Below are 552 nucleotides of genomic sequence, written 5' to 3'. Positions count from 1 at the left end.
TTCGTTATCGAGCACATCTGATTCACAATCTATTGAAAGGTCAGTGGTTACATTGGCTTGGATGATTACTGACTTGGTTCCTGTTATCATCATGCATTAATGCTAATAATTAGGAAGTAAGTTTATGCCACATTTTCGATTCCGTGCTGTAGAGCCACAAGCTGTTCAGGCATTATCAAAACCCCTTACGGATGAACTTCAGCCTCTAATGGACTGTCCGCGTGAGGATTTTACTTTTGAGTATATCTACACTACGTTTTTCAATGAGGGTGAGGTGAGTGCTGCATATCCTTTTGTCGAAGTGCTTTGGTTCGACCGTGGTCAGGAAGTGCAAGATGAAGTTGCCAAGCTTATTACGCAACAAGTGCGCGGTATCGCTGGTGCCGATATTGATGTTGCAGTTATCTTTTCCGCCTTATCTCCTAAAGCTTATTACGATAATGGCGAACACTATTAAAGGTTAAAGGCTATGAGGCTGAGTTTCATTGTAACTTTGGGTTTATGTTTCTCAGCTTCAGTATGTTCTACTCCTTGGGAGTCTGCGGTTAATCC

General features: G+C 42.0%; 1 protein-coding gene. It reads left to right on the top strand.

Annotated elements, in window-relative coordinates:
- Positions 1–124 precede the first annotated feature (124 nt).
- On the top strand, positions 125–457 hold the full coding sequence (locus tag IQR33_RS36140) for a DUF1904 domain-containing protein (RefSeq protein WP_005381768.1): 333 nt from the start codon (positions 125–127) through the stop codon (positions 455–457).
- Positions 458–552 lie beyond the last annotated feature (95 nt).

It is taken from the genome of Vibrio sp. OPT46, assembly GCF_015163535.1.
Lineage (GTDB): Bacteria > Pseudomonadota > Gammaproteobacteria > Enterobacterales > Vibrionaceae > Vibrio > Vibrio alginolyticus.
This window is presented reverse-complemented; position numbering and strand designations above follow the sequence as displayed.